Raw genomic sequence first — 21,386 nt, forward strand, 5'->3', positions numbered from 1 at the left:
CCCGTTTATCGGGGCCGTTTTTTTATGCCTTCCCCCACAAAAAAAGGGCGCCGCGGTAAAGCGACGCCCTTTTTCAATGGAACAAGCCCGTCAGGCGGCGGCCACCGGGCGCACGCCCAGCGTGTGGCAGATGGCGTAGCTCATCTCGGCGCGGTTCAGCGTATAGAAGTGGAAATCTTTCACCCCTTCGCGGCTGAGGATCTTCACCATGTCCATGGCGATATTGGCACCGACCATTTTGCGGGTCTCCGCATCGTCGTCCAGCCCTTCGAACATGCTGGTCATCCAGCTTGGCACCCGCACGTTGGTCATGGTGGCGAAGCGCTGCAGCTGCTTGAAGTTGGACACCGGCAGAATGCCCGGCACGATTTCCACGTCGATACCGGCGGCGACGCAGCGGTCGCGAAAGCGCAGGTAGCTCTCGACGTCGAAGAAGAACTGAGTGATGGCGCGGCTGGCGCCAGCGTCGATCTTGCGCTTCAGGTTAATCAAATCCGCCTGGGCGCTCTTCGCCTCCGGGTGCACTTCCGGGTAGGCGGCGACGGAAATGTCGAAGTCGCCCACGTCTTTCAGCAGCGCCACCAGATCGGTCGCGTACATGTCCGGCTTGCCGCCGCCCGGCGGCAGATCGCCGCGCAGCGCCACGATATGGCGAATGCCGCTGTTCCAGTAATCGGTCGCGATGTCGCGCAGCTGCGCCGGGCTGGCGTCGATGCAGGTCAGGTGCGGCGCCGCCTCCAGGCCGGTGCGTTCCTTGATCCCCTTGATGATGCTGTGGGTGCGATCGCGCTCGCCGGAGTTGGCGCCGTAGGTGACGGAAACGAATTTGGGTTTAAGGATGCTCAGACGATCGATCGACTGCCACAGGGTCTCTTCCATCTCGCTGGTGCGTGGCGGGAAGAACTCGAATGATACGTTGATCTGGCCGTTCAACTCCGCCAGACTCTGATTCAGCGCTTCCCGCTGGTTTGCGTGGAAAAAACTCATACCCTGCTCACCTCTTCTCGATCACTGTTTTTATTTCATCTTGATGAGCGTCTATACGTTTAGACGTCTAGATAGAAAATGCCGCATGTTGGCTAAAGAGTCAACAGGAAAATGAGGGGAATAAGATGATTAATCCTCACCCGCTCAAAGAGGAAATTTCATGACAGCGGCAGGGATAAGTATGGCAGGAAAAGCAAAGGGGCGCGGTGAACCCGCGCCCGCAGAGGATTAAAGCAGCTGCGCCAATCGGTTAAGGTCTGACTGGATCGCGCCGGCGGTGACGTCGCGGCCGGCGCCCGGCCCGCGGATCACCAGCGGATTATCGCGATACCAGCGGCTTTCGATGGCGAACACGTTGTCGCACGGCAGCAGCGAGGCCAGAGGATGCTCAGGGCGCACCGCCTCCACGCCGACCCGCGCCTTGCCGTTGGCGTCGAAACGCGCCACGTGGCGCAGCACCAGGCCCATTTCGCTGGCGGCCTCAAAGCGCTGCTGCATCTGCTGGTTCAGCGCCTCACCGTTCTCGAAGAACTGATCGACAGAGCCCAGCTCGCAGCCCGCCGGCACCAGCGACTCGACCCGCACCTGGTTCGGTTCGATGTCGTAGCCCGCTTCGCGCGCCAGGATCACCAGCTTGCGCATCACGTCCTGGCCGGAGAGATCGACCCGCGGATCCGGTTCGGTCAGCCCCTGCTGCCAGGCCTGATCCACCAGCTCGGTGAACGGCACCGTGCCGTCATACTGCAGGAACAGCCAGGAGAGCGTGCCGGAGAAGATGCCGCTGATCGCCAGAATGCTGTCGCCGCTGTCGCGCAGATCGCGCACCGTGTGGTTGACCGGCAGGCCGGCGCCGACGGTGGCGTTATACAGCCAGTGGCGGCCGGTTTTGGCGAAGGCGTCGCGAATTTGGCGATAGCTGTCGCTGCACGAGGCCCCCGCCAACTTGTTGGCGCTGATCACGTGGAAACCGTAGCTGGCGAAATCCAGATACTGCCCGGCCAGCTCTTCGCTGGCGGTCACGTCAAGCACCACCAGATCGTCGAACGGGTGCGCGCGCATCCACAGGAACAGCGATTCTTCATCCAGCTCCTGCGCTTCGTCCTCAAAGAATGCCAGCGCGCGGCTGGCGTCCAGCCCGTCATAGTTCAGCAGGCTGCGGCGGCTGTCCACCACCCCCGCCAGGATAAATTCGAAGCCGCTGCGCGCGGAGATATTGGTCTGCTCACGGGCGAACAGCTCCAGCCAGCGCGAGCCGATATTGCCCTTGCCGAACAGCACCAGACCGATGCGCTTCTCGGCGCGGAACAGGCTTTGGTGCAGCCCCTGGATCAGCAGCGCGGTCGGCCCCTGGCGCAATACCGCCACCAGGCTGATGCCATCTTCCGCCTGCCAGATGAACTCGACCGGCTGATCTTTCAACTGCTGATAGAAACGGTGGCTGTGCAGCGGGTTCTTGCACACCCCGGCGCCGACCATCGCCACCAGCGCCAACCCTTCACGCAGGCGCAGCTCGCCTGGCAGCGCCGCGGCCTGCAGCGTCACCAGCGCGCTGTTGACCACCTCGGAGGTGTAGCACAGCTGCACCAGGTTGCGGTCAGGGTGGATGCCCACCGCCAGCGGTTTGATCTGCGCGCGCTTGAGCACCAGATCCAACTCTTTCTGCGCCAGTTTGAAGTCATTCTGAGCGGCAACGTGCAGTTCAATCAGGCACACATCGTCGTGGCTGGTGACAATCTTGGCGCCGGTGCCGGACGCCAATACGCGCTCGATGCGCGTCGAGCCCTGCTCCGGCTGATAGCTGCAGCGCAGCTGAAGATCGATATCGCTGCCGGAGACCGGCTGCAGGGTGCGGGTGTGCAATACCGGCGCCGCCAGGCGCGCCAGCTCGCTGGCTTCGTCCAGACGCAGCAGCGGCAGCAGGCAGGCGTCTTTCACCTTGCGCGGATCGGCGCTGTATACCCCGGCCACGTCGCTCCAGATGGTGACGCGCGCAGCGCCGGCCAACGCGCCGACCTGAGTGGCGGAGTAGTCGCTGCCGTTACGCCCCAACAGCACGGTTTCCCCGGCGTCGTTGCGCGAAATGAACCCGGTCACCACCAGGCGTTTGCCCGGATGTTGAGCCATCAATTGCTGCAGCAGCGGGTAAGAACGGCCTTCATCCACCTGCGGCTGCGCGGCGCGCTCAGCGCGCAGGAAATCACGCGCGTCCAGCCAGGCCGCCTGCATATCCAGCTGATTAAGCACCGCCGCCATCAGGCGCGCCGACCAGATCTCGCCGTGCCCGACCACTTCGGCATAGCATACCTCGTCGACGTTGCCGTCCAGCAGCGCCGCCAGACGTTCCAGATCCTGAATGAACTCGGCGATCAGCGGCTCGGCGCTTTCCGGCGGCAACAGGCCGCTGATAAGATCGCTGTGATAGCGACGCAACGTCTGCTGCACCTGATGCGCAGACAGGCGATCGCTCTGGCTGAGCTTCAGCCAGTTGATCAACTGGTTGGTGGTACTGCCGGCGGCCGATACCACCATCATGTCGCCCGGCTGGCTGTATTCCGCCATAATCCCGGCCACACGCAGATAACACTTCACATCCGCCAGACTGCTGCCGCCAAACTTGTGCAGTTGACGCCCGCTCACCGGCCCTGCTACAGCAATTGCATTCATGCTTACCTCGTTGCCGCCGCCTGGAAAGCGCGTTCCAGATCGGCAATCAAATCTTCACTGTCTTCAATACCCACGGAAATGCGCAGCAGGCTCTCGGAGATGCCGGCCGCTGCCCGCGCCTCCGCCGCCATGCCGGCGTGAGTCATGGTCGCTGCATGCGAGATCAGGCTTTCTACGCCGCCCAACGATTCTGCCAGAGTAAACAGCTCAAGGGCAGAGAGAAAACGGCGCAGCACCGCTTCATCGCCGTCCAGTTCAAAACTCAGCATCGCGCCGAAACCGCGCTGCTGACGGCGGGCGATCTCATGCCCCGGATTCTCCGGCAGGGAGGGATGATACAGCTTTTTCACCAGCGGTTGCTGCTGTAAATAGTCAACAATCGCTTCAGCGTTTTGTTGCGCCGCCTTGATGCGCGGCGACAGCGTGCGCATGCCGCGCAGCAGCAGATAACTGTCGAACGCGCCGCCGGTCACGCCAATGTTGTTTGCCCACCAGGCCAACTCGACCGCCAGCTCGGGATCTTTGGCAATCACCGCCCCGGCCACCACGTCCGAATGCCCGTTCAGGTATTTGGTGCAAGAATGGACCACCAGATCGGCACCGAGTTCGATCGGCTGTTGCAGGGCCGGGCTGAGGAAGGTGTTGTCCACCACCGTCAACGCGCCCGCCGCATGCGCGGCAGCGCAGATCGCCGCGATGTCCACCACCCGCAGCAGCGGATTGCTGGGGCTTTCTATCAGCACCAGCTTCGGCTTCTGCGCCAGCGCCTGCTGCAGGGCTTCTTCATTACCCTGATCGACGAACAGCACGCGATAGGCGCCGCGCTTGCTCAGGCTGTCGAACAGCCGATAGCTGCCGCCGTAGCAGTCGTGCGGCGCCACCAGCAGATCGCCGGGCTTCAACAACACGGTGGTCACCAGATGGATCGCCGACATCCCGCTACCGGTCATCACCGCGCCGGCGCCGCCTTCCAGCTCCGCCAACGCGCGCTGCACTACGTCGCGCGTCGGGTTGCCGCGGCGCGAGTAGTCATGGGCTCGGGGTTGGTTGAAGTCGGTAAAGTTATAGGTGCTGGACAAATGAATCGGCGGGACAACGCAGCCGTACTGTTCGTCGTCGTTCAGGCCGCTGCGTACGGCAATCGTGGCTGGTTTACGCGTCATGGGCTCGCTCGGCTCTCGGTTCGGTGGATGAGGCCTAAAGAGTAATCGCAGGATTGATAGACGTCAATACATCTGGACATCTAAACTTCTTTGCGTATAGATTGAGCAATGACACAATACCCGCTAAAATTATGCCGATATGACATGACGATAAGATGTTAAGCGGCAATGCCTGGCCGAAGCGGGGCATTCAGTGACCCTGGTCGCGTAAAATTGACATTTATTTAGTGAGAACAGTGAAGATCGGGCATAATTGGCCGGTTTTTAGAATTTTGTAATTTTTCTGACAAAGTTAAGGTGTCCCATGGCTGAGTGGAACGGCGAGTATGTCAGCCCTTACGCTGAACACGGTAAAAAAAGCGAGCAAGTCAAAAAGATCACGGTATCCATTCCGCTGAAGGTCCTGAAAATCCTTACCGACGAACGGACCCGTCGCCAGGTGAACAACCTGCGCCACGCCACCAACAGCGAACTGCTGTGCGAAGCGTTTCTGCATGCCTTTACCGGCCAGCCGCTGCCGAACGATGAAGACCTGCGCAAAGAGCGCAGCGATGAAATCCCGGAAGCCGCAAAAGCGTTGATGCGCGAACTGGGTGTCGATCCCGATACCTGGGAATATTAAGAACCGCCCGGCGAACGCCGGCGGCAGAAAAGAAAAAAGGCGCCCAGGGCGCCTTTTTCATCGGTCGATAAGAAATCTTATTTCTTAGCGCCTGGTACGCTGAAACGCTTGTTGAAGCGGTCAACGCGGCCACCGGTAGCAACGTCACGCTGCTTGCCAGTGTAGAACGGGTGGCATGCGCCACAAACGTCCAGGTTCAGATCGTGGCCCACGGTGGAGCGGATCTTCATCACGTTACCGCAAGAGCAGTTAGCAGTAACTTCTTCGTATTTTGGGTGGATACCTTGTTTCATGGGAAACCTCAGTTAAGGCCGTGTCGCTATCCAGCCCTGTTTCGCCAGACACCACACGTGGTTGATAATAGAATTTTGGTATCGAATTATACCAAAGGCGGCAAATTATACAGCATTAGCCGGGGCGCGCAATCGGAACCGTACATTTGCCGATGCGCCGTGTAAACTGATGCCCACTTTTTTTCAATTTGGATGAGATCATGCCCGTCGTACACGTTGCTTTGCCGGTCCCCCTCGCCCGCACCTTCGACTATCTGCTGCCGCCCGGCATGCAGCCGGTGGCCGGCGCGCGCGTGGGCGTGCCCTGGGGCAGGCAGCATGCAATCGGCATAGTCACCGGCTGCAGCGACACCAGCGAACTGCCGCTGGACAAGCTCAAACCGATCGACAGCGTGATCGACACCGAGTCGCTGTTCTCTCCCAGCCTGTGGCGCATCCTGCGCTGGGCCAGCGATTACTATCACTATCCCATCGGTGAAGTGCTGTTCCATGCGCTGCCGATCCTGCTGCGCCAAGGCAAACCGGCCGAGGCCGCGCCGCTGTGGCAGTGGTTCGCCACCGAAGAGGGGCGCGCCACGCCGCCCGAAAGCCTGAAACGCGCGCCGAAACAGCAGCAGGCGCTGGCGGCGCTGTTGCAACGCCCGGTCTATCGCCATCAGGTCAGCCAGCTTGAGCTGACGGAAAGCGCTCTACAGGCGCTGCGCGCCAAAGGGCTGATCGACCTGCGTGCTCAGGTCGCGGCCACGCAGGACTGGCGCCCCAATTTCGCGGTGCTTGGCGAGCGGCTGCGGCTGAATACCGAACAGGCCACCGCCGTCGGGGCGATCAGAAGCGAGGATGAGCAGTTCGCCGCCTGGCTGCTGGCCGGGGTCACCGGCTCCGGCAAGACCGAGGTGTATCTCAGCGTGCTGGAGAACGTGTTGGCCAAAGGCCGGCAGGCGCTGGTGCTGGTGCCGGAAATCGGCCTGACGCCACAAACCATCGCCCGCTTTCGCGAGCGCTTCAACGCGCCGGTGGACGTGCTGCACTCCGGACTGAACGACAGCGAACGGCTGGCGGTTTGGCTGCGCGCGCGCAGCGGCGAAGCCGCGATCGTCATCGGCACCCGCTCGGCGCTGTTCACGCCGTTCCGGCAACTGGGCGTAATCATCATCGACGAAGAGCACGACAGCTCTTATAAACAGCAGGAAGGCTGGCGCTACCATGCCCGCGATCTGGCGGTGTTTCGCGCCCGGGAAGAGGACATCCCGATGGTGATGGGCTCCGCCACGCCGGCACTGGAAACGCTGCACAACGTGCAGCTGGGCAAATATCGCCAGTTAAAGCTCACCCAGCGCGCGGGCAACGCCAAACCGGCGGCGCAGCATCTGATCGATCTGAAAGGTTTGCCGCTGAAGGTCGGCCTGTCGCAGCCGCTTTTGAAAAGCATGCAGCACCATTTAAAAGCTGGCAATCAGGTGATGCTGTTCCTCAACCGCCGCGGCTATGCCCCGGCGCTGTTGTGCCACGAATGCGGCTGGATCGCCGAGTGCCAGCGCTGCGATCACTATTACACCTTCCACCAGCATCAGCGCCAGCTGCGCTGCCACCACTGCGACAGCCAGCGGCCGGTGCCGCACCAATGCCCGCAGTGCGGCTCCACCCACCTGGTATCAGTCGGCGTCGGCACCGAGCAGCTGGAGCAGGAGCTGGCGCCGCTGTTCCCCGACACGCCGATCACCCGCATCGATCGCGACACCACCAGCCGTAAAGGGGCGCTGGAGCAGCACCTGGCGGATATTCATCGCGGCGAAGCGCGCATTCTGATCGGCACGCAGATGCTGGCCAAGGGCCACCATTTTCCCGACGTCACGCTGGTGGCGTTGCTGGACGTGGACGGCGCGTTGTTCTCCGCCGACTTCCGCTCCGCCGAGCGTTTCGCTCAGCTCTATACCCAGGTCTCCGGGCGCGCGGGCCGAGCGGGCAAACAGGGTGAAGTGCTGCTGCAAACCCACCACCCGGAGCACCCGTTATTGCAGGTGCTGCTGCAACAAGGTTACGACGCCTTCGCCAAACAGACGCTGGCGGAGCGCAGCAGCGTGTTTCTGCCGCCCTACACCAGCCACATCATCGTGCGCGCCGAAGATCACGATAACCAACAGGCCCCGCTGTTCCTGCAGCAGCTGCGCAACCTGCTGGAAGCCAGCCCGCTGAAGGACGATTCGCTGTGGGTGATGGGCCCGGTGCCGGCGCTGCAATCCAAACGCGGCGGCCGTTTCCGCTGGCAGCTGCTGCTGCAGCACCCGACGCGGCGCGTCCTGCAACAGCTGATGAAAAGCTCGCTGCCGCTGATCGGCACCCTGCCGCAAACACGCAAGGTGAAATGGACGCTGGATGTCGATCCGATCGACAGCTGATCCCGGAAAAGTCCGATTTAGCTGCCGCAGTGCAAACGTTTACCCTTGAAATTGCGAGCGAACGCTAAAAAACCTTCTCAGGTCACATTTTTTATGCAAATTAGGTAACAAAGGCGGGGCGTATTCTGTTTAGAATGTCTGCGAGGGCAAATTTTGTCGCCACATCGCAGCGCGACGGAGTGCCCGAACGCGAGTGGCGCTCAATGACAACAATCTCGCCACCGCATGCCGGACATTGTGAGCAAACAGCAGTAGTGGCGTCGGCATGGGGCTGACGCAAGGAGAAAGGCGTTGGAACACAAGAAAGAGTTATCCATGGCGACCATGAAAGACGTCGCCGAAATGGCGGGCGTTTCAACGGCTACCGTATCGCGTGCGCTGATGAACCCGGAAAAGGTGTCAACGCCAACGCGCCAGAAAGTGGAACAGGCCGTGCTGGCCGTAGGTTATTCTCCTCATGCTCTGTCACGCAATATCAAACGCAACGAATCCCGCACCATCCTGGTGATCGTGCCCGACATCTGCGATCCGTTTTTCGCCGATGTGATCCAGGGGATCGAACAGACCGCGGCCCAACAAGGTTATCTGGTGCTGATCGGCGACTGCGCGCAGCAGAACCAGCAAGAGCGCACCTTCGTCAATCTGATCATCACCAAACAGATCGACGGTATGCTGCTGCTGGGCTCCAACCTGCCGTTTGACGCCAGCAAGGAAGAGCAGCGCAACCTGCCGCCGATGGTGATGGCCAACGAGTTTGCCCCTGAGCTGGAACTGCCGACGGTGCACATCGACAACCTGACCGCCGCCTTTGAAGCCGTGCATTATTTGCATCAATTGGGCCACCGGCAGATCGCCTGCGTCGCCGGGCCGGAACAGATGCCGCTGAGCCATTATCGGCTGCAGGGTTACGTTCAAGCGCTACGTCGTAATGGCATTACCGTCGAAAGCAGCTATATTACCCGGGGTGATTTTACCTACGAAGCCGGCGCGCAAGCGCTGACGGCGCTGATGGCTCAGCCGAAACCGCCGACGGCGGTGTTCTGCCACAGCGACGTCATGGCGATCGGCGTGCTGTCCCAGGCGAAGAAAATGGGGCTGCGGGTACCGCAGGATCTGTCGATCGTCGGCTTTGACGACCTCAAGCTGGCACAGTATTGCGATCCGCCGCTGACCACGGTGGCGCAGCCGCGCTTCCAGATCGGCCAGCAGGCGATGTTGTTGCTGTTGGAACAGTTGAACGGCCAGACGGTGGCCAGCGGCTCCCGACTCTTGGACAGTGAATTGATTATCAGAGGCAGCACCGCTGCTCCGAAACGCTAGTCAAATATTTTAGGGTTCAGTAACATGACGGACTTATCCTCTCATCAGGACACAGCGGAATAATAGTGGCACAAAAAGACTATGTAAGCCGTGGGCGCGCAGCAGGAGCTAAGCGCAAAACCCCCAGCCGTAAAAAACGCAGTTCTCCGAAGGTTTCCAAAACCGTGCTGGCGTTAGCCGTCGCGTTGCTGGTTGTCTTTGTCGGTGGCCTCTATTTCATTACGCACAACAAGCCGGAAGACGCGCCGTTGTTGCCTGCACACACCACTCGCCCAGGCAACGGCCTGCCGCCGAAGCCGGAAGAGCGCTGGCGCTATATCAAAGAGCTGGAAAACCGGCAGATCGGCGTGCAAACCCCGACCGAACCGACGGCCGGCGGCGAGCTCAATTCCAAAACTCAGCTGACCGCCGAACAGCGGCAGTTGCTGGAACAAATGCAGGCCGACATGCAGCAGCGTCCGACGCAGTTGAACGAAGTGCCGTATAACGATCCGGGCCAGGCCAACGCGCGCAGCAATCGCCAGCAGCAGCAGATGCAACAACAGCAAATGCAGCAGCAGCCGGTACAGCAACCGCAGCAGGTCACTCAGCCGCCGCGCAACCCGTTCAACAACGGGGCCACCACCGCGCCGGTGCAGCAGCACCAGCAGCCGAAGCCGGCCACCCAGCAACCGGTGCAGGTGAAACAGCCTGAGCCGAAGCCGCAACCGAAGCCGGAGCCCAAACCGGAAGTGAAACAGGAAACGGCCAAGCAGGACACCAAACCGGAATCGAAACAGAAGTGGATGGTGCAATGCGGTTCGTTCCGCGCCACCGATCAGGCTGAATCCGTGCGTGCGCGCCTGGCGTTCGAGGGCATCGAGAGCCGCATCACCGCCGGCGGCGGCTGGAATCGCGTAGTGCTCGGCCCCTACAGCAGCCGCGCCGCAGCGGACAAAACCCTTTCGCGCCTGAAGGGCGTCGGCATGTCGAGTTGCATTCCCCTCTCCGTTGGGGGTTGAAAAGCGTCAATCCCCCCCCATCTATACTCTCAATATGCCTCGTAGCGTCTGCGAAAGCAGGCGCTGCGGGGACTTCTTTCCGTCTTTAACGAGGGTCTGCTCGTGACAACAATTGTAAGCGTACGCCGCAACGGCCAGGTCGTCATCGGTGGTGATGGCCAGGCAACCCTGGGTAATACGGTGATGAAGGGTAACGTCAAGAAAGTGCGTCGCCTGTATAACGACAAAGTGATCGCCGGTTTCGCCGGTGGCACCGCTGACGCCTTCACGCTGTTTGAACTGTTTGAACGCAAACTGGAAATGCATCAGGGCCACCTGGTGAAAGCCGCCGTCGAGCTGGCGAAAGACTGGCGCACCGACCGCATGCTGCGCAAGCTCGAAGCGCTGCTGGCGGTCGCCGATGAAACCGCCTCGCTGATCATCACCGGCAACGGCGATGTGGTGCAGCCGGAAAACGATCTGATCGCCATCGGTTCCGGCGGCCCGTACGCCCAGGCTGCCGCCCGCGCCATGTTGGAAAATACCGAACTGAGCGCCCGCGACATCGTTGAGAAATCCCTCAACATCGCCGGCGACATCTGTATTTACACCAACCATTTCCACACCATTGAAGAATTGCCTTCCAAAGCGTAAGGATCGAATACCATGTCTGAAATGACCCCGCGCGAGATCGTCAGCGAACTGGACAGCTATATCATTGGCCAAAACAAGGCCAAACGCGCTGTCGCCATTGCCCTGCGCAACCGCTGGCGCCGGATGCAGCTCAACGAGATGCTGCGTCACGAAGTGACCCCGAAAAACATTCTGATGATCGGCCCGACCGGCGTCGGTAAAACCGAAATCGCCCGCCGTCTGGCGAAGCTGGCCAACGCGCCGTTCATCAAGGTTGAAGCCACCAAGTTCACCGAAGTGGGCTATGTGGGCAAAGAAGTGGACTCCATCATCCGCGATCTGACCGATGCCGCCATCAAAATGGTGCGCATGCAGTCGATCGAGAAAAACCGCACCCGCGCCGAAGAGTTGGCCGAAGAGCGCATTCTCGACGTGCTGATCCCGCCGGCCAAAAACAACTGGGGCCAGCCGGAAGAAAATCAGGAACCGTCCGCCGCCCGCCAGGCATTCCGCAAGAAACTGCGCGAAGGCCAGCTGGATGACAAAGAGATCGAAATCGATCTGGCCGCCGCGCCGATGGGCGTGGAAATCATGGCGCCTCCTGGCATGGAAGAGATGACCAACCAGCTGCAGTCGATGTTCCAGAACCTCGGCGGCCAGAAGCAAAAACCGCGCAAGCTGAAGATCAAAGAAGCCTTCAAGCTGCTGGTGGAAGAAGAAGCCGCCAAGCTGGTGAATCCGGAAGAGCTGAAAGAGCAGGCGATCGAAGCGGTTGAGCAGCACGGCATCGTGTTTATCGATGAGATCGACAAAATCTGTAAGCGCGGCGGCCAAAGCTCCGGCCCGGATGTCTCGCGCGAAGGCGTGCAGCGCGATCTGCTGCCGCTGGTGGAAGGCTGCACCGTGTCCACCAAGCACGGCATGGTGAAGACCGACCACATCCTGTTCATCGCTTCCGGCGCGTTCCAGACCGCCAATCCGTCGGATCTGATCCCGGAACTGCAGGGCCGTCTGCCGATCCGCGTTGAGCTGCAGGCGCTGACCACCGAAGACTTCGAGCGCATCCTGACCGAGCCGAGCGCGTCGCTGACCGAGCAGTACAAAGCGCTGATGGGCACCGAAGGCGTCAACATCGAGTTCACCGCCGACGGCATCCGCCGCATCGCCGAAGCCGCGTGGCAGGTCAACGAAAGCACCGAGAACATCGGCGCGCGTCGTCTGCACACCGTGCTGGAGCGTCTGATGGAAGATATTTCCTACGATGCGAGTGAAATTAATGGCCAATCCATTACAATTGATGCGGATTACGTGCGCAGTCATCTGGATGAACTGGTGGCGGATGAAGATTTGAGTCGTTTTATCCTATAATCGCTCAATCATTGTCTTGTCAGTCATCTGTGTGGGAGGCATTGCCTCCCACAATTATTTCTAACGGACACAGAAGCGAAACATGAGCTCATCAACCTCCACCACCCCGATTTCCGCCTGGCTGGAAAGTCTACGCCCCCGCACCCTGCCGCTGGCCTTTGCCTCCATCGTGGTCGGCTCGGCAATCGCCGCCTGGCACGGTAGCCTGAAACCGGAAGTAGCGCTCCTGGCGCTGTTGACCGCCGGCCTGCTGCAGATCCTCTCCAACCTGGCGAACGACTACGGCGATGCGGTCAAAGGCAGCGACAAAGAAGATCGCATCGGGCCATTGCGCGGCATGCAGAAAGGCATGATCACCCAGGCGCAGATGAAACGGGCGCTGGTGGTGACGGTGGTGCTGATCGCCCTCGCCGGCTGTTCGCTGATCGCCGTCGCCTGTGAGCAACCCAGCGACGTGGTGGGTTTCCTGGTGCTGGGCGGGCTGTCCATCGTGGCGGCCATCACCTACACCGTCGGCAACAAGCCCTACGGATATTTGGGGCTGGGCGATATCTCGGTGCTGGTGTTCTTCGGCTGGCTGAGCGTGGCCGGCACCTACTATCTGCAGACGCACACCTTCGACAGCGTCGTGATGCTGCCGGCCACCGCCTGCGGCCTGCTGGCGACGGCGGTGCTCAACATCAACAATCTGCGCGATATCGAAAGCGATCGCGAAAACGGCAAGAATACGCTGGCAGTGCGTCTCGGCCCGCACAAGGCGCGCATTTACCACGCCCTGCTGCTCGGCGGCGCGGTGCTGTGTTTCGCGCTGTTCACGCTGTTCAACCTCCACAGCCCGTGGGGTTGGCTGTTCGTGCTGGCGATCCCGCTGCTGGTGCGCCACGGCCTGCGCGTGCTGCGCGATCCGACGCCGGTCGGCATGCGGCCGATGCTGGAGCATATGGTCAAGGCGGCGTTGCTGGCCAACCTGCTGTTCGCCATCGGCGTGGCGCTCAGTTAAAAACTGATGATTTTGCCAACAGGGCGAATAAAGGGATATACTGAACATTCCTGCGGCAAACAGACGTAAAATCCTATGAAATACGATACTTCCGAACTTTGCGACATCTATCATGAAGAGGTGAACGTTGTTGAACCTCTGTTCTCCAATTTTGGCGGGCGTACTTCATTTGGCGGGCAGATCACCACGGTGAAATGCTTTGAGGATAACGGCCTGTTATTCGATCTGCTTGAAGAAAACGGCCGCGGCCGCGTGCTGTTGGTCGACGGCGGCGGTTCGGTACGCCGGGCGCTGATCAACGCCGAACTGGCGCGCCTGGCCGCCCAGAACGAATGGGAAGGCATCGTGGTGTACGGCGCGGTGCGCCAGGTGGACGATCTGGAAGAGCTCGACATCGGCATTCAGGCGATGGCGGCGATCCCGGCGGGTGCCGTAAGCGAAGGCGTGGGCGAAAGCGATATCCGCGTCAACTTCGGTGGCGTCACCTTCTTCTCAGGCGACCACCTGTATGCCGACAACACCGGCATCATCCTCTCCGAAGACCCGCTCGACATCGAGTGATTTTCGGACATGAAAAAGGGCGCCTCAGGCGCCCTTTTCGTTGCTGCATGGCGTAAGGAATCAAACCTCTTCCATTTTGCCCAGCAGCGCGCGCAGGCGATCTTGCCATACGTGCTGTTCTTCTTTCAGCTGTTGGTTTTCACGCACCAGCGCTTCGTGGTTGCCGGAGGCAGCCTGAACTTCCTGCGACAGAGAGTTGTTTTTGTCTTTCAGCTCTTCAATTTCCATCTGCAACAAGGTGATGGTATCAATCGCCTGCTGTACTTTTGCTTCCAGTTTCTCAAATACTTCAAATGACATGCTTCAGTCCCCTCATGATAGCAAGGCGTACATCTATAAGTAGCGGCCGCAACGTCGGCTGCAGCTACTGCGAATATTGCATCGCGCTCAGTGACGCGCGCCGTTACGAAAGGCGCGCCGGTCTCGATTCGTTAAAAACGATTGTAAGTAGCCAGTCTCCGCCTGTCTAGCAACATACCGGATCATCGCGCAGTCTGTTGCAATTTTCCTGCCCTCGCCATCAGCAAAAACTGAAAATCCCCATCGCCGCCGCCGCGAGTTGTTAACGCCCCTCGCTAAACCACTGGTCAGATCACACTTTTATGGCTCAGAAAGAACACTAAACGACGCGAAATCGCTCAATTTTATGACGCGCCACACACATTTTGATTTCGCTATTTCTCGTTTATGTTCGTTAACGATAAATTTACATCACGTCCTCATTCAATAATTGGACGAGATGAAAAAACTGTGCCCATAGGTCAGATGTATACCTGGCTGAGCCTATAAACCAACAACCGCCGTTTTGCAGGACACCAACATTATGAGCCAAACCACCAGTCCGACATTAAAAGGCCAGTGCATCGCCGAGTTCCTCGGCACGGCGCTGCTGATCTTCTTTGGCGTAGGCTGCGTTGCCGCGCTGAAACTGGCGGGCGCCAGCTTCGGCCAGTGGGAAATCAGCATCATTTGGGGCCTGGGCGTCGCCATGGCCATCTATCTGACCGCCGCGATTTCCGGTGCGCATCTCAACCCGGCGGTCACCCTCGCCCTGTGGCTGTTCGCCTGCTTCGACGGGCGCAAAGTGGTGCCTTACATCATTGCGCAGGTCGCCGGCGCCTTCTGCGCCGCGGCCTTGGTCTACGGGCTGTACTACAATCTGTTCTTCGACTTCGAAGCGGCCCACCACATGGTGCGCGGCAGCAACGAAAGCCTCGAACTGGCCGGCATCTTCTCGACTTACCCTAACGCGCACATCTCCGTCGGCCAGGCCTTCCTGGTAGAAATGGTGATCGCTGCAATCCTGATGTGCCTGATCCTGGCGCTGACCGACGACGGCAACGGCATTCCGCGCGGCCCGCTGGCGCCGCTGCTGATCGGTATTCTGATTGCCGTGATCGGCGCCTCCATGGGACCATTGACCGGCTTTGCGTTGAACCCGGCGCGTGACTTCGGGCCGAAACTGTTCGCCTACCTGGCCGGCTGGGGCAAAGTCGCCTTCACCGGCGCACGCGACATCCCGTACTTCCTGGTGCCGATCTTCGCCCCTATCGTCGGCTGTGGCCTGGGCGCTTTCGGTTACCGCGCGCTGATTGGCCGCCACCTGCCGTGCGACGTCTGCGTGACGGAAGAAGAGCCTGACGCCAAGACCCAGCAGCGTAAAGCGTGATGGGTGCAGTTTTACACGGTTAACAACAGCAGGATAATTACCATGACTGTAGAAAAAAAATACATTGTCGCACTCGACCAAGGGACCACCAGCTCACGTGCCGTCGTGCTCGATCACGACGCCAACATCGTTGCAGTATCGCAGCGCGAATTCCCGCAGATCTATCCAAAGGCCGGCTGGGTTGAGCACGACCCAATGGAGATCTGGGCGTCGCAAAGTTCGACGCTGGTAGAAGTGCTGGCGAAAGCCGACATCAATTCCGATCAGATCGCCGGCATCGGCATCACCAACCAGCGCGAAACCACCATCGTCTGGGAAAAAGAGACCGGCAAGCCGATTTACAACGCCATCGTTTGGCAGTGCCGCCGCACCGCCGACATCTGCGAGAAGCTCAAGCGCGACGGCCTGGAAGAGTACATCCGTCACAACACCGGCCTGGTGGTTGACCCGTACTTCTCCGGCACCAAGGTGAAGTGGATCCTGGACAACGTCGAAGGCGCCCGCGAGCGCGCCAAGCGCGGCGAACTGCTGTTCGGCACCGTGGATACCTGGCTGGTGTGGAAAATGACCCAGGGGCGCGTACACGTCACCGATTACACCAACGCCTCACGCACCATGATGTTCAACATCCACGAACTGGACTGGGACGAGCGCATGCTGGAAGTGCTGGATATCCCGCGCGCCATGCTGCCGAAAGTCCGCCCGTCCTCCGAAGTGTACGGCCAGACCAACATCGGCGGTAAGGGCGGCACGCGTATTCCTATCGCCGGTATCGCCGGTGACCAGCAGGCGGCACTGTACGGCCAGCTGTGCGTTCAACCGGGCATGGCGAAGAACACCTACGGCACCGGCTGCTTCCTGCTGATGAACACCGGCAAAGAAGCGGTGCGCTCGAAAAACGGTCTGCTGACCACCATCGCCTGCGGCCCACGCGGCGAAGTGAACTATGCGCTGGAAGGCGCGGTGTTCATCGGCGGTGCGTCTATCCAGTGGCTGCGCGACGAGCTGAAACTGATCAGCGACGCCGCCGACTCCGAATATTTCGCCACCAAGGTGAAAGACAGCAACGGCGTCTATGTGGTGCCGGCCTTCACCGGCCTGGGCGCGCCCTACTGGGATCCGTATGCTCGCGGCGCCATCTTCGGCCTGACCCGTGGTGCCAACAGCAACCACATCATCCGCGCCACGCTGGAATCCATCGCCTTCCAGACCCGTGACGTGCTGGACGCCATGCAGGCCGACGCCAACACCCGCCTGCAATCGCTGCGCGTGGACGGCGGCGCGGTCGCCAACAACTTCCTGATGCAGTTCCAGTCCGATATTCTCGGCACCCGCGTAGAACGCCCTGAAGTGCGTGAATCGACGGCGCTGGGCGCGGCGTTCCTGGCGGGCCTGGCCATCGGCTACTGGAACGATCTGGATGAAGTGAAGAGCAAAGCGGTGGTTGAGCGTGAATTCCGCCCAAGCATCGAAACCACCGAACGCAACTACCGCTACAGCGGCTGGAAAAAAGCGGTGGCTCGCGCTCAGGCATGGGAAGATCACGAGTAATCCCGAAGCTGCCGTTTCGCCAACAAGCGCTGCCTGCGGGCGGCGCTTTTTTTTTGCCCCGCCCTGCCGCCACCGTGCTGTGATAGACTTTGTCGATATTTTCCTCCCTTTCTCACAGACAGGTTTGCCATGAAACGTGAATTAGCCATCGAATTCTCCCGCGTTACCGAAGCCGCCGCGCTGGCGGGCTACAAATGGCTGGGGCGCGGCGACAAGAACGCCGCCGACGGCGCGGCGGTCCACGCCATGCGCATCATGCTCAACAAAGTGGATATCGATGGGCGCATCGTGATCGGCGAAGGCGAGATCGACGAAGCACCGATGTTGTATATCGGCGAGCAGGTCGGTACCGGTCAGGGCGACGCAGTCGACATCGCGGTCGATCCGATCGAAGGCACCCGCATGACCGCCATGGGCCAGTCCAATGCGCTGGCGGTATTGGCGGTGGGCGATCGCGGCACCTTCCTGCACGCGCCGGACATGTACATGGAGAAGCTGGTGGTCGGCCCGGCGGCGCGCGGCGCCATCGATCTCAACCGGCCATTGGCCGAGAACCTGCAGAACGTCGCCGAACGACTGGGCAAACCGCTGTCGCAGCTGACGGTGATCGTATTGGCCAAACCGCGCCACGACGGCGTCATCGCGCAGATGCAGCAATTGGGCGTGCGAGTATTCGCCATTCCTGACGGCGACGTAGCGGCTTCCATTCTCACCTGCATGCCGGAAAGCGAGGTCGATGTGATGTACGGCATCGGCGGCGCGCCGGAAGGGGTGATCTCAGCCGCGGTGATCCGCGCGCTGGACGGTGACATGCAGGCGCGTTTGCTGCCGCGTCATGAGGTGAAAGGCGACAGCGCCGAAAACCGCCGCATCGGCGAACAAGAGTTGGCCCGCTGCCGGGAGATGGGTATCGAAGCCGGCCAGGCGCTGCGTCTGGATCAGATGGCGCGCAACGACAACGTGATCTTCTCCGCCACCGGCATCACCAAGGGCGATTTGCTGGAAGGCATCAGCCGCCAGGGCAACATGGCCACCACCGAAACGTTGCTGATCCGCGGCAAGTCGCGCACCATCCGCCGTATTCGTTCGACCCACTATCTGGATCGCAAAGACCCGGCGCTGCACGAGTTTCTGCTGTAACGAAACAGGGCGCCGAATGGCGCCCTGATGATTGATGACAAACCTCATGCCCTTGCCGTGTTGGCAGAGAACAGCGAATAAAAAACAAGGAAAATCAATTTATTGATTTTCGGCTGATAACCACAAAGGGGAGAAAAACCCCGCTTTTTCTCCCCTTTGTCAACGGTATGAGGGCGCCGAATGGCGCCCTGTCGTTATGCGGTATGCCCCTGATGCTGCATACGATTGGACAGCGGCCACCAGCACAGCAGGATCAGCAGCGCCATCGCGAACATCAGCAAGCCGAGGCTGAACTGCCCGGTTTGCGGCAACATGGCGGACAGCCAGGTCGCCAGACCGGACCCCATGTTCTGCATCCCGCCCACCAGTGCGCCCGCCGCGCCGGCCAGGTAAGGGAACGGCTCCATCGCCCCGGTGGTCGCCAGCGGGAACAGCATGCCGGCGCCGAAGAAGAACAGCGCGGCCGGCACGATCAGCGTCCAGATGTTCATCACGCCGAACCAGCCCGGGATCCACATCATCGCCCCCGCCAGCAGGCAGCTAATCACCGAATGCCACATCAGCGTGTGGAAGGTCTTGCCGTCGCGCCCGGCGTACCAGGCGCCGAAAAACGCCGCCGGGATCGGCAGAATGAACAGGATGCTGACGGTCAGCCCACTCAGCCCCAACACGCCGCCCATCAACACGCCGCAGCTGGCCTCGAATACCGCAATCCCCGCCAGCGCGCCGATCAGCATCACCAGATAGCAGCTGAAGGTGCTGTCACCCAGCAGCTGGCGGAAACTGGCCAGCATGCGACGTTTTTCCGTTTGCACCGGGCGGGTTTCCGGCAGCCAGCGGAACATGGCGAAGGCGACGCAGGCGCACAGCGCCAGCAGGAAGGCGTAGCAGGCGCGCCAGCCGAACACCATCGCCAATGCGCCGCCGATCACCGGCGCCAGCAGCGGGCTAACCAAAATCCCCATGTTCAACAGGCTGTTGGCGTAGCGCAGGGCGGTGCCGGCATACAGATCGCGCGGCATGGTGCGCGCCATCACGCCCGCCACGCCGGTGCCCATGCCCTGAATCGCGCTGGCGGCAACCAGCATCGTCAGGTTGGTGGACAGCAGCGCGCCCAGCGCACCGACCAGGAAGATCATCATGCCGGTCAGGATCACCGGGCGGCGCCCGATACGATCCGATATCGGCCCGTAAATCAGCTGGGAGAAACCGTAGGTCAGCAGATACGCCGCCATCACCCGTTGCACGGCGCCGGTGCGAACCGACAGATCGTGGGCGATATCAGCAATAACGGGAACATAAATGGTTTGCGCCATCTGGCCGACGGCGACCAACAGGATAAGCATCACCAGCAGGTGAAAATTCTCTAGTTTTCTCATTATCTTCGTTAACGTTTCAACTCGTCACAGCGTCCCGGTATGGCCGTTGCAGCAGCCAGAACGGCGAGCAGCCCTCTATGGCGGCATAAACTAATCAAATCTGATTTTTTTAGCGAGTTTCAGACAGATATTGATCCAGGTCACACTGGCAGCAAACCCGACCAGGCTCGTAAATTAAACTGTACGTCTAACGCTTTGGAGTTAAAAATAGCGCCCTTGCAGTAGCCGCGCTTTAGCATTTAATCGATAATTATTTTCATCAACTTGAAATAAAATAACACCATAGGGATTTGGTTCATGAAAACACCTGAGCTGATTTTATTGCAGTTAAAGGCGCTCGGCCCGCACTCGGCCAAAATGCTGGCGGAGCGTCTGGACATCACGCCGATGGGCATCCGACAACATCTGCAATCCCTGGAAAAACGTGAGTTGGTTTGTTACGAAGAAGCGCGCAGCAAGGTCGGCCGCCCGACGCGCTACTGGTCGCTGACAGCGCGAGGGCACGCTTTTGCGGCCGCCGATCAGGAACGGCTGCGGGCATCCGCGCTGCGGCTGTTTGGCGGCGCCGGCGTGGAACCGTTGCTGAACGCGCGCGAAGAGCAGCTTTATCTGCGTTATGCCGAAGAGCTGTCCGCCGAGCGCAGCCACCAAGAGCGGTTAGCCCGATTGGTGCGTCTGCGGCAACATGATGGTTACATGGCTGAATTGCTCGATCATCCGCACGGTGCGCTGTTGGTGGAAAACCACTGTCCGATCGGCGTGGCCGGTTCCAACTGCAGCAGCCTGTGCAATTCCGAGCTGCAGCTGTTTCACCGCCTGTTCGGCAACGACTACCGGATAGAGCGCACCACGCACGCCATTTCCGGCTCACGACATTGTGCTTATTTGATTCGACCACGGGAGCTTTAGAGTATGGCTGAATGGGTAAACGGCAAGGTTACGCAGGTAAAACAATGGACCGACGGGCTGTTCAGCCTGGTGGTCAATGCCCCCATCGATCCTTTCACCGCCGGGCAATTCGCCAAACTGGCGCTGGAGATCGACGGCGAACGAGTGCAACGCGCCTACTCCTACGTCAATGCCCCCGATGACGCCAACCTGGAGTTCTATCTGGTGACGGTGCCGGAAGGCAAACTGAGCCCGCGCCTCAATCAGCTGCGGCCAGGTTCGGATGTCATGGTGACTAAAGAAGCGGCCGGATTCTTCGTGCTGGATGAGGTGCCCGACTGCGACACGCTGTGGATGCTGGCGACCGGCACCGCCATCGGCCCCTATTTATCGATTCTGCAGCAAGGCGTCGGCCTGGAACGCTTTAACAACCTGGTGCTGGTGCACGCCGCGCGTTTTGCGCGCGATCTGAGCTACCTGCCGCTGATGCAGCAACTGCAGCAACGCTACAACGGCAAGCTGCGCATCCAGACCGTCGTCAGCCGTGAAGAGACGCCCGGTTCACTGACCGGCCGCGTGCCGGCGCTGATCGAGGACGGCCGGCTGGAAGCGGCGATCGGCTTGACCATCGACGCCGAAACCAGCCACGTGATGCTGTGCGGCAACCCGCAGATGGTGCGGGACACCCAGCAAACGCTGAAAGACCACCGCCAAATGCGCAAGCACCTGCGCCGCAAACCGGGCCACATCACCAGCGAGCACTACTGGTAAC

Annotated in this window: 19 protein-coding genes; 13 read left to right on the forward strand and 6 right to left on the reverse strand. The window is 60.4% G+C overall.

The window, feature by feature from the left end:
- Window positions 1-90 precede the first annotated feature (90 nt).
- The 3 genes from metF to metB all read right to left on the reverse strand — a co-directional run bounded on the left by metF (window position 91) and on the right by metB (window position 4,814).
- Window positions 91-987: a methylenetetrahydrofolate reductase gene (gene metF, locus MMS95_RS08275; RefSeq protein ID WP_004931071.1), complete on the reverse strand. Its 897-nt coding sequence runs from the start codon at window positions 985-987 to the stop codon at window positions 91-93.
- A gap of 228 nt (window positions 988-1,215) precedes the next feature.
- Complete coding sequence (locus MMS95_RS08280; protein WP_242141566.1) at window positions 1,216-3,651, reverse strand: bifunctional aspartate kinase/homoserine dehydrogenase II; 2,436 nt, start codon at window positions 3,649-3,651, stop codon at window positions 1,216-1,218.
- 2 nt (window positions 3,652-3,653) lie between these two features.
- Window positions 3,654-4,814: a cystathionine gamma-synthase gene (metB, locus tag MMS95_RS08285; RefSeq protein WP_015379413.1), complete on the reverse strand. Its 1,161-nt coding sequence runs from the start codon at window positions 4,812-4,814 to the stop codon at window positions 3,654-3,656.
- Window positions 4,815-5,118: 304 nt separating this feature from the next.
- Between metB and metJ the strand changes: the two genes are divergently transcribed.
- Complete coding sequence (gene metJ / locus MMS95_RS08290; protein WP_004931076.1) at window positions 5,119-5,436, forward strand: met regulon transcriptional regulator MetJ; 318 nt, start codon at window positions 5,119-5,121, stop codon at window positions 5,434-5,436.
- 77 nt (window positions 5,437-5,513) lie between these two features.
- Here the strand turns inward: metJ and rpmE are convergent, their stop codons facing one another.
- On the reverse strand, window positions 5,514-5,729 hold the full coding sequence (gene rpmE, locus MMS95_RS08295; protein ID WP_004931078.1) for a 50S ribosomal protein L31: 216 nt from the start codon (window positions 5,727-5,729) through the stop codon (window positions 5,514-5,516).
- Between the two features lie 200 nt (window positions 5,730-5,929).
- On the opposite strand from rpmE, the gene priA reads away from it, so the two are divergent.
- The 7 genes from priA to rraA all read left to right on the forward strand — a co-directional run bounded on the left by priA (window position 5,930) and on the right by rraA (window position 13,987).
- Window positions 5,930-8,125, forward strand: a complete 2,196-nt coding sequence (priA, locus tag MMS95_RS08300; RefSeq protein ID WP_044030102.1) for a primosomal protein N' — start codon at window positions 5,930-5,932, stop codon at window positions 8,123-8,125.
- A gap of 291 nt (window positions 8,126-8,416) precedes the next feature.
- Window positions 8,417-9,445, forward strand: a complete 1,029-nt coding sequence (gene cytR / locus MMS95_RS08305; RefSeq protein ID WP_004931082.1) for a DNA-binding transcriptional regulator CytR — start codon at window positions 8,417-8,419, stop codon at window positions 9,443-9,445.
- 65 nt (window positions 9,446-9,510) lie between these two features.
- Window positions 9,511-10,446 (forward strand): cell division protein FtsN, encoded by a 936-nt coding sequence (ftsN, locus tag MMS95_RS08310; protein WP_044030104.1) that lies wholly within the window; start codon window positions 9,511-9,513, stop codon window positions 10,444-10,446.
- A 102-nt stretch (window positions 10,447-10,548) separates the two neighbouring features.
- Window positions 10,549-11,079, forward strand: coding sequence for an ATP-dependent protease subunit HslV (gene hslV / locus MMS95_RS08315; RefSeq protein WP_004931085.1), 531 nt, complete (start codon window positions 10,549-10,551; stop codon window positions 11,077-11,079).
- A 12-nt stretch (window positions 11,080-11,091) separates the two neighbouring features.
- A complete protein-coding gene (hslU, locus tag MMS95_RS08320; protein WP_004931086.1) occupies window positions 11,092-12,426 on the forward strand; it encodes an HslU--HslV peptidase ATPase subunit in 1,335 nt (444 codons plus the stop codon).
- An 82-nt stretch (window positions 12,427-12,508) separates the two neighbouring features.
- Entirely contained in the window at window positions 12,509-13,426 is a 918-nt protein-coding gene (locus tag MMS95_RS08325) for a 1,4-dihydroxy-2-naphthoate polyprenyltransferase (protein ID WP_015379416.1), read from the forward strand.
- Between the two features lie 75 nt (window positions 13,427-13,501).
- Window positions 13,502-13,987, forward strand: a complete 486-nt coding sequence (gene rraA, locus MMS95_RS08330) for a ribonuclease E activity regulator RraA (RefSeq protein ID WP_004931090.1) — start codon at window positions 13,502-13,504, stop codon at window positions 13,985-13,987.
- Window positions 13,988-14,047: 60 nt separating this feature from the next.
- On the opposite strand, the gene zapB is transcribed toward rraA, so the two are convergent.
- Window positions 14,048-14,287 (reverse strand): septal ring assembly protein ZapB, encoded by a 240-nt coding sequence (gene zapB, locus MMS95_RS08335; RefSeq protein WP_004931092.1) that lies wholly within the window; start codon window positions 14,285-14,287, stop codon window positions 14,048-14,050.
- 523 nt (window positions 14,288-14,810) lie between these two features.
- On the opposite strand from zapB, the gene MMS95_RS08340 reads away from it, so the two are divergent.
- The 3 genes from MMS95_RS08340 (at window position 14,811) to glpX (ending at window position 18,347) form a co-directional block, all read left to right on the forward strand.
- A complete protein-coding gene (locus tag MMS95_RS08340; protein WP_015379417.1) occupies window positions 14,811-15,656 on the forward strand; it encodes an MIP/aquaporin family protein in 846 nt (281 codons plus the stop codon).
- Between the two features lie 42 nt (window positions 15,657-15,698).
- Entirely contained in the window at window positions 15,699-17,207 is a 1,509-nt protein-coding gene (gene glpK / locus MMS95_RS08345) for a glycerol kinase GlpK (RefSeq protein WP_004931097.1), read from the forward strand.
- Between the two features lie 129 nt (window positions 17,208-17,336).
- Window positions 17,337-18,347 (forward strand): class II fructose-bisphosphatase, encoded by a 1,011-nt coding sequence (glpX, locus tag MMS95_RS08350; protein ID WP_016929713.1) that lies wholly within the window; start codon window positions 17,337-17,339, stop codon window positions 18,345-18,347.
- 194 nt (window positions 18,348-18,541) lie between these two features.
- Here glpX and emrD read toward each other — a convergent pair whose 3' ends face one another.
- Complete coding sequence (emrD, locus tag MMS95_RS08355; RefSeq protein ID WP_004931102.1) at window positions 18,542-19,726, reverse strand: multidrug efflux MFS transporter EmrD; 1,185 nt, start codon at window positions 19,724-19,726, stop codon at window positions 18,542-18,544.
- 297 nt (window positions 19,727-20,023) lie between these two features.
- Here emrD and MMS95_RS08360 point away from each other — a divergent pair, with 297 nt between their 5' ends.
- Together MMS95_RS08360 and fpr are read left to right on the forward strand one after the other, a co-directional pair.
- Window positions 20,024-20,635: an HTH domain-containing protein gene (locus MMS95_RS08360; RefSeq protein ID WP_004931104.1), complete on the forward strand. Its 612-nt coding sequence runs from the start codon at window positions 20,024-20,026 to the stop codon at window positions 20,633-20,635.
- A 3-nt stretch (window positions 20,636-20,638) separates the two neighbouring features.
- On the forward strand, window positions 20,639-21,385 hold the full coding sequence (fpr, locus tag MMS95_RS08365) for a ferredoxin--NADP(+) reductase (RefSeq protein WP_004931107.1): 747 nt from the start codon (window positions 20,639-20,641) through the stop codon (window positions 21,383-21,385).
- Window position 21,386 lies beyond the last annotated feature (1 nt).

Origin of the sequence: Serratia sp. PGPR-27 (genome assembly GCF_022678525.1) — a bacterium.
Lineage (GTDB): Bacteria > Pseudomonadota > Gammaproteobacteria > Enterobacterales > Enterobacteriaceae > Serratia > Serratia nematodiphila.

Excerpts from the sequence above, each read along its gene's own strand:
- metJ (WP_004931076.1), top strand. The coding sequence starts at position 5,119 with ATGGCTGAGTGGAACGGCGAGTATGTCAGCCCTTACGCTGAACACGGT.
- glpX (WP_016929713.1), top strand. The coding sequence starts at position 17,337 with ATGAAACGTGAATTAGCCATCGAATTCTCCCGCGTTACCGAAGCCGCC.
- MMS95_RS08325 (WP_015379416.1), top strand. The coding sequence starts at position 12,509 with ATGAGCTCATCAACCTCCACCACCCCGATTTCCGCCTGGCTGGAAAGT.
- rpmE (WP_004931078.1), bottom strand. The coding sequence starts at position 5,729 with ATGAAACAAGGTATCCACCCAAAATACGAAGAAGTTACTGCTAACTGC.
- MMS95_RS08340 (WP_015379417.1), top strand. The coding sequence starts at position 14,811 with ATGAGCCAAACCACCAGTCCGACATTAAAAGGCCAGTGCATCGCCGAG.
- fpr (WP_004931107.1), top strand. The coding sequence starts at position 20,639 with ATGGCTGAATGGGTAAACGGCAAGGTTACGCAGGTAAAACAATGGACC.
- MMS95_RS08360 (WP_004931104.1), top strand. The coding sequence starts at position 20,024 with ATGAAAACACCTGAGCTGATTTTATTGCAGTTAAAGGCGCTCGGCCCG.
- emrD (WP_004931102.1), bottom strand. The coding sequence starts at position 19,726 with ATGAGAAAACTAGAGAATTTTCACCTGCTGGTGATGCTTATCCTGTTG.
- hslU (WP_004931086.1), top strand. The coding sequence starts at position 11,092 with ATGTCTGAAATGACCCCGCGCGAGATCGTCAGCGAACTGGACAGCTAT.
- zapB (WP_004931092.1), bottom strand. The coding sequence starts at position 14,287 with ATGTCATTTGAAGTATTTGAGAAACTGGAAGCAAAAGTACAGCAGGCG.
- rraA (WP_004931090.1), top strand. The coding sequence starts at position 13,502 with ATGAAATACGATACTTCCGAACTTTGCGACATCTATCATGAAGAGGTG.
- glpK (WP_004931097.1), top strand. The coding sequence starts at position 15,699 with ATGACTGTAGAAAAAAAATACATTGTCGCACTCGACCAAGGGACCACC.
- metF (WP_004931071.1), bottom strand. The coding sequence starts at position 987 with ATGAGTTTTTTCCACGCAAACCAGCGGGAAGCGCTGAATCAGAGTCTG.
- metB (WP_015379413.1), bottom strand. The coding sequence starts at position 4,814 with ATGACGCGTAAACCAGCCACGATTGCCGTACGCAGCGGCCTGAACGAC.
- priA (WP_044030102.1), top strand. The coding sequence starts at position 5,930 with ATGCCCGTCGTACACGTTGCTTTGCCGGTCCCCCTCGCCCGCACCTTC.
- MMS95_RS08280 (WP_242141566.1), bottom strand. The coding sequence starts at position 3,651 with ATGAATGCAATTGCTGTAGCAGGGCCGGTGAGCGGGCGTCAACTGCAC.